A 5,209-nucleotide genomic window follows, 5' to 3' on the forward strand; every position below is an offset into this window, starting at 1 on the left:
TAAACGACAGCATATTTAACCCCAGAGTCGATCGTTGTCGCCCCGCCAATTGCCGTGTCATTTAATAAAATGAGCGTAATTAAAAATAAAGTCGTAAAACCATTAGTTTACTCAATATCATAGGTATTGACTCCGATTTTTAATTATAAGTATCTCATCATAGTTAAAGATGCAATCTATATTTGAGTATAGTGTGTATAATCAATTACTATACAAAAAACTAGAGACAATAATAATTTGCAAGTTGTCCTTATAATGAAAAAGAATATGCCATTTTTGTATAATTCTTAACCATCTATTGAAACAAATCAAGAGAAAGAGAGTCAAAAATAGCCACAATCTCTCACTAATTATCTTTTTGAACAAAATTAAAGAAAGATCAGTCTTTATATATCGTGGGTGAAACTAAGATATGAAACACAAAAGTGATACTTCTTCTCAAACTCCCCCAGCAGCAAAAAACATATCTATAAACTTACAAACTAGAGCATTCCCTAAATTGGCAACATCAGAGGGAGGAACTCTTGAACAAGAAGTCAGCCCTAGTAGCGTTAGCTATTCTGAGAATTTACTAGAAAAAATCATTCATACATCAACACCTGAAGCGATCGCACCAGTTCAAAGAAAACTGAAGAATCGTCTGCAAACAATCAGCAATCAAAGCGTAACTCTCCAAACAAAACTAAATATTGGGGAGCCAGATGATAAATATGAGAAGGAAGCGGACAAGACAGCAAAGACTGTAGTCGAAAAAATTAATAAACCAGATATTCAAAGAACTAAGTTACCCAAACTTGCGAGAACTGATCTGGTAGCTACCTCAATGGATTCTACTCTACAAAATCAACCTATTCAAAAGCAGGAGGTAACAGAGGAAAAAGAGATAGAAAAATCACAAGAATCTCTATTAGAATTTACAGAAAATCCAGAACCACCTCCGATTCAACCCAGAGAAATAGGGGCAAATCGACTTAGAAGAAAACCTTTGCTTCAAAGACGTGAAAATATTGGCGGTGGTGAGGCTTCTCAAAATTTAGAATCATCAATTCAAAGAATGCGTGGCAGTGGTCAACCTTTAGAGCCCAAATTAAAACTTAAAATAGAACAGGCAATGGGCACTGATTTTAGCGCTGTAAAAATACATACTGATGCTCAATCCGATCGCTTAAATAAATCTATTCAAGCTAAAGCATTTACAACGGGTCAAGATGTATTCTTTCGCCAAGGAGCCTACGCGCCAACTAGTCGTGACGGACAGGAGTTGATCGCCCATGAGTTAACTCATGTTGTACAACAGAAAGGGAACAAACTGAGGCGATCGCTGCAGCCTTTATCACCTCAGCCTTTATTTGCACAACAGCAAAAAAAATTATCCGTTCAGAGAAAATTTAACCTGAAAACATCTGAAGAGACAAGGCTATTATCCAGTGATCCGAATAAAAAGGAAGAAATGGTCTCCAGTTTAGTAAACGCTTTGAAGACTAAAAAAAATGAACTAACAAAATATGAAGAAAAAGGGAAAGAAAAAGATATTGAGACCTATGTTAATCACCAGAATCTCGAAACAGAAATTCAGAAAATGTTAGAGAGTAATATTGACTATGGAGAAGTAGATATCAATAACGAGCAGCAGTTGGCTTTCTTCTATTTCCGAGTCAAGAAACAGCTAGACCCCGAACAACGTAAAGGACAGTTAGAAACAGCTAAAGAGACAGGACAAGCAAATGCTCAAGACTTTATCGATAAACTTGATGAAGGTTCCTATGAGGCTCGAGTGAAGCATAGCGTTAAGGTTTGGGAAGATAAAGAAGTTGAGAAGGTTTATAACCTCGCTATTCTTGGAGCAGGGGCTAGTGCTGCCTACTATATCGAAAGCAACCTAAACAATATCAATCTAGACAAAACAATTCTGATTGGCGAAGAACAACCTTGGCGGAATGAAAGAGGTGCTAAAGGAGTGATTAATCATCCCATGAATATGATTACTCCCAAACATCAGAAAGGGAAAGAACTCCAAGATTCAAAAGGAGGTCTTGCTTCACGACAAGTTTTTTCCAATGAAGTTGATAAGGTGGTCAAACAAATCCCGCGCAAAACCAACAAAATCCTATCAGTCCAAAAACAAGGCTATGCGACCAAGTACTATCGTATCGATCTTGGTTCGGAAGTAGTTTATGCTCAGAATGTAGTTGTAGGCTTAGGAATTGGGAAACATAAGTTACCTGACGACATCGCAGGAAATGAACAAAAACAAACAGACATAAAAAAATCAGAAAATGCTTTCAAGGGAAATATTCCTAGAGTTCTCAATATGGATGAGTTCCAGAGAGCCATCAGCGAAGAGACAATCAAAGCGGAAGATATTAAGAGTATGGTGATTTCAGGACCCAATGCAGGTATCGATATCGCAACTACTGCCATCAGAAAAAACATCAAGAAAGTTTCTTGGATTGTCGGAAATAGTGGTCCTATGTTTTTACCAGGGACTGATAATGTTTTTGCGGCAAAATCGCAAAAGAAGGCAAAAAAGGTTGAGGAGAAAAACGAAAAAGTCAAAAAAGATGGAGAAATTACCTATTATCAATATTATTACAACTCTGTTGATGTGGGAACTGATGGCGTAACAGTTCATTATGGAGATGGGAAAAAAGAGGATCAGGGACCTCCAATTAAGGCGGATTTACTCGTATATGCTTTAGGCCCTGATGCTAAAAGCCTCAGAGATATGTTTACACTCTCGGATGGCTACGATAACAAAGGTGATAAGATCGCCCTTGAGGCTGTCTATGACATCAATCAACATTTCAATCTCGATGATTCTGGTAATTTAGAAGAACAGTTAAATCTTTATTTCGACTATTATTTCCGACACAAGAAAAAAGTTGAAGAGAATCAAGTAAAACCAGAGATAGAAAAAGCAATTAAGATCTTTAACGAAGTAATTAAAAAGATCCCCGCAAAACCTCAAAAACGTGATGAACACCGATCGTTTAATACTCCGATCGCCAAAAAACTACCCACAGTATTGGGTTTGAAAGCTCGCAAAGATGACAAGTATGATGAGTCTTCCCTAGAATTTATGGGTGGCTCTGCCTACCGATTAGCAGAAATTGATGAAACAAAATACGCCTACGTTTCACAGTCATTCCAAAATCTCTTAAATGATGATTTTGTAGAACTAGAGGAAAACTTTAAAACAGAAGAGTATTCAACTAATCATCTTGCTAGATTGAAGCAGTATTTAGAGTTCTGTTACGATCTTGCAAGGGATATGGAGCAAAAATCTAAATGGGAAAAATGGGATAATGAGTATTATACGGAACGAGTCCAAAGCTATCGAGAAACTTTGAATGATATGCGGAAAAACAAACCGTTATTCTCCGAAATAAATGTTAAACGTTACAAAGGATTACTGACTCGGGCTACCCATCACCAAGATATGCTTGAAGAATATTTTGCCAATCGCCTCACAAATCATAACGAGCAAAAGGCAAGTACCCATATGGCAAAAAATCAAAAAACACTTCCGCAAAATGTTTTGTTGAGCGATCAGCTAACCGCTACACGGAGCACAATTGAAGCAAGGCAGGAAAGTATTCCATCCTATATTGCCGAAGGAGTAAATTTAATTACAGGTGACCAAACAGTTATTGCCTCGTATATCGCTTCAGCATTAGGAAATATTCCAGCCCCACTTGCCGATCATTTAACAACTCAAATCATTTTTGCTCGCAGACATATGCAGGATGACCTCGGTCCACTTCCAGCACCAAATGAAGATAGTAATCCCGAAAGTGTTTTCAATATTGAAGCTCAAAACAAATTCCAAAAAACATGGAATGATTTTCTTGATGAGGCTAATAATGCTTTCTCTGCCTATGATTGATAGATTAATTAGGTTAAAATGATTGCTGAATAGTCAGTCTAATTACTAACAATTCATTTAGGATTGCCCATGTTGCGTAATTACCTTTTGTCTGGCGCGATCGCCTTATCTTCCTATATTGCAATTGCTCCAGCAGCGATCGCTAATCCTATCGATCAATTGCTAGAGACAAGAGCTTGTCCTGAATGCGAGTTAAGCAATGCCAATCTAGTTGAAGCAAAACTTAGCGGCGCAAATCTGAGTTTGGCAAATATGCGAGGGGCAGATTTACAAAAAGCAAATTTAGTTGGGGCAAACTTGATCGGTACTTATCTCAAGGATGCAAATTTTCAAGGGGCAAATTTGCGCTGGGCAAACCTTACTAATGCCGATTTAGAAAATGTGGACTTTCGTGGGGCAGACTTGAGAGGCGCAAAGTTTAACGCCGCTTTATTAAAAGATGTTAATTTACAAAAAAGCCTTTTTTGCCGCACGATCATGACCGATGGCAAGCTAAATAATCGCGATTGTGGATTATCTGGCGACTAGTTTATTATCAGCGCAGTCTCATAATCTCGTTAACCCAACGCAAACGCTCGGTATGGGTGAGGTTCAGAATATCTTCCTTTGACCAATGGAAGTAAAAAGCAATGAAGGCTACCTCTTCATATAACCTCTCCAAAGGGTAGCCTATAATTCCCCCGCTGCATTGACATTCTGGGGTTGCAATTCACTAAATAAATCTTGCAAATAGAAAAAATCTGGTAAAAATAGCTGCTCTAATTGTTGAGGGATAACTTTATTTAAGTTGCCTAACTTAGCGATCGCCTGAGCCAGTAATAAAAACACAATATCTATCTGGGGATTGGCGTTTGCTAATTTCTGTACAGTTAATTCATCCTTAGCTGTCAAAAGTTTCATGAGCCCGCGATCGTGCAGATCGCCACAGTCATCGACAAATCCCTTAGGCAATTTAAACTCAAATTCATCTTCGATCATAGGTAATCCTAGGAAAGTATTTATATTAAGGGTATACAGCGCTGTATACCCTTAAATATTTAGCACCAACCGATCATAATTTATTATCTTCCATTATCTTGAGCAAATTTTTTCTAATCCCCATCCTCCAATAATACCAATTCCCAAAAGTGTAGCTACACTTTTGGGAATTGAAAACCAAACCCAGTAAGGGTTTTAAAATCACAAAATGGCTACGCCATTTTGTGATTTGGTATAATGCCAATTTCCAAAATGGCGTTGCCATTTTGGAAATCTCAAAACCTTATACCAATTTACGAAAGTGGGACATCAAACCCAATAGAGAGTGGCGGCGCTTCGCGCCGC

General features: G+C 37.9%; 4 protein-coding genes. 2 read left to right on the forward strand and 2 right to left on the reverse strand.

The features are described 5' to 3' along the window. The first annotated feature begins 412 nt into the window (after positions 1-412). Positions 413-3,886 carry a DUF4157 domain-containing protein gene (locus AC805_RS11460; protein ID WP_231662698.1) on the forward strand — a complete coding sequence of 1,158 codons (3,474 nt, stop codon included), beginning with the start codon at positions 413-415 and terminating at the stop codon, positions 3,884-3,886. A gap of 69 nt (positions 3,887-3,955) precedes the next feature. Next, positions 3,956-4,414, forward strand: coding sequence for a pentapeptide repeat-containing protein (locus AC805_RS11465; protein ID WP_055075564.1), 459 nt, complete (start codon positions 3,956-3,958; stop codon positions 4,412-4,414). 7 nt (positions 4,415-4,421) lie between these two features. Here the strand turns inward: AC805_RS11465 and AC805_RS27340 are convergent, their stop codons facing one another. Then, entirely contained in the window at positions 4,422-4,559 is a 138-nt protein-coding gene (locus tag AC805_RS27340; protein ID WP_369122830.1) for a DUF6760 family protein, read from the reverse strand. Then, the gene (locus tag AC805_RS11470; RefSeq protein ID WP_055075565.1) at positions 4,556-4,864 is read right to left on the reverse strand and encodes a hypothetical protein; all 309 of its coding nucleotides are present in this window, start codon (positions 4,862-4,864) and stop codon (positions 4,556-4,558) included. Before AC805_RS11470 ends, AC805_RS27340 begins: the two co-directional genes overlap by 4 nt. Between the last annotated feature and the right edge of the window lie 345 nt (positions 4,865-5,209).

The sequence above is a fragment of the Pseudanabaena sp. 'Roaring Creek' genome, from assembly GCF_001402795.1.
Lineage (GTDB): Bacteria > Cyanobacteriota > Cyanobacteriia > Pseudanabaenales > Pseudanabaenaceae > Pseudanabaena.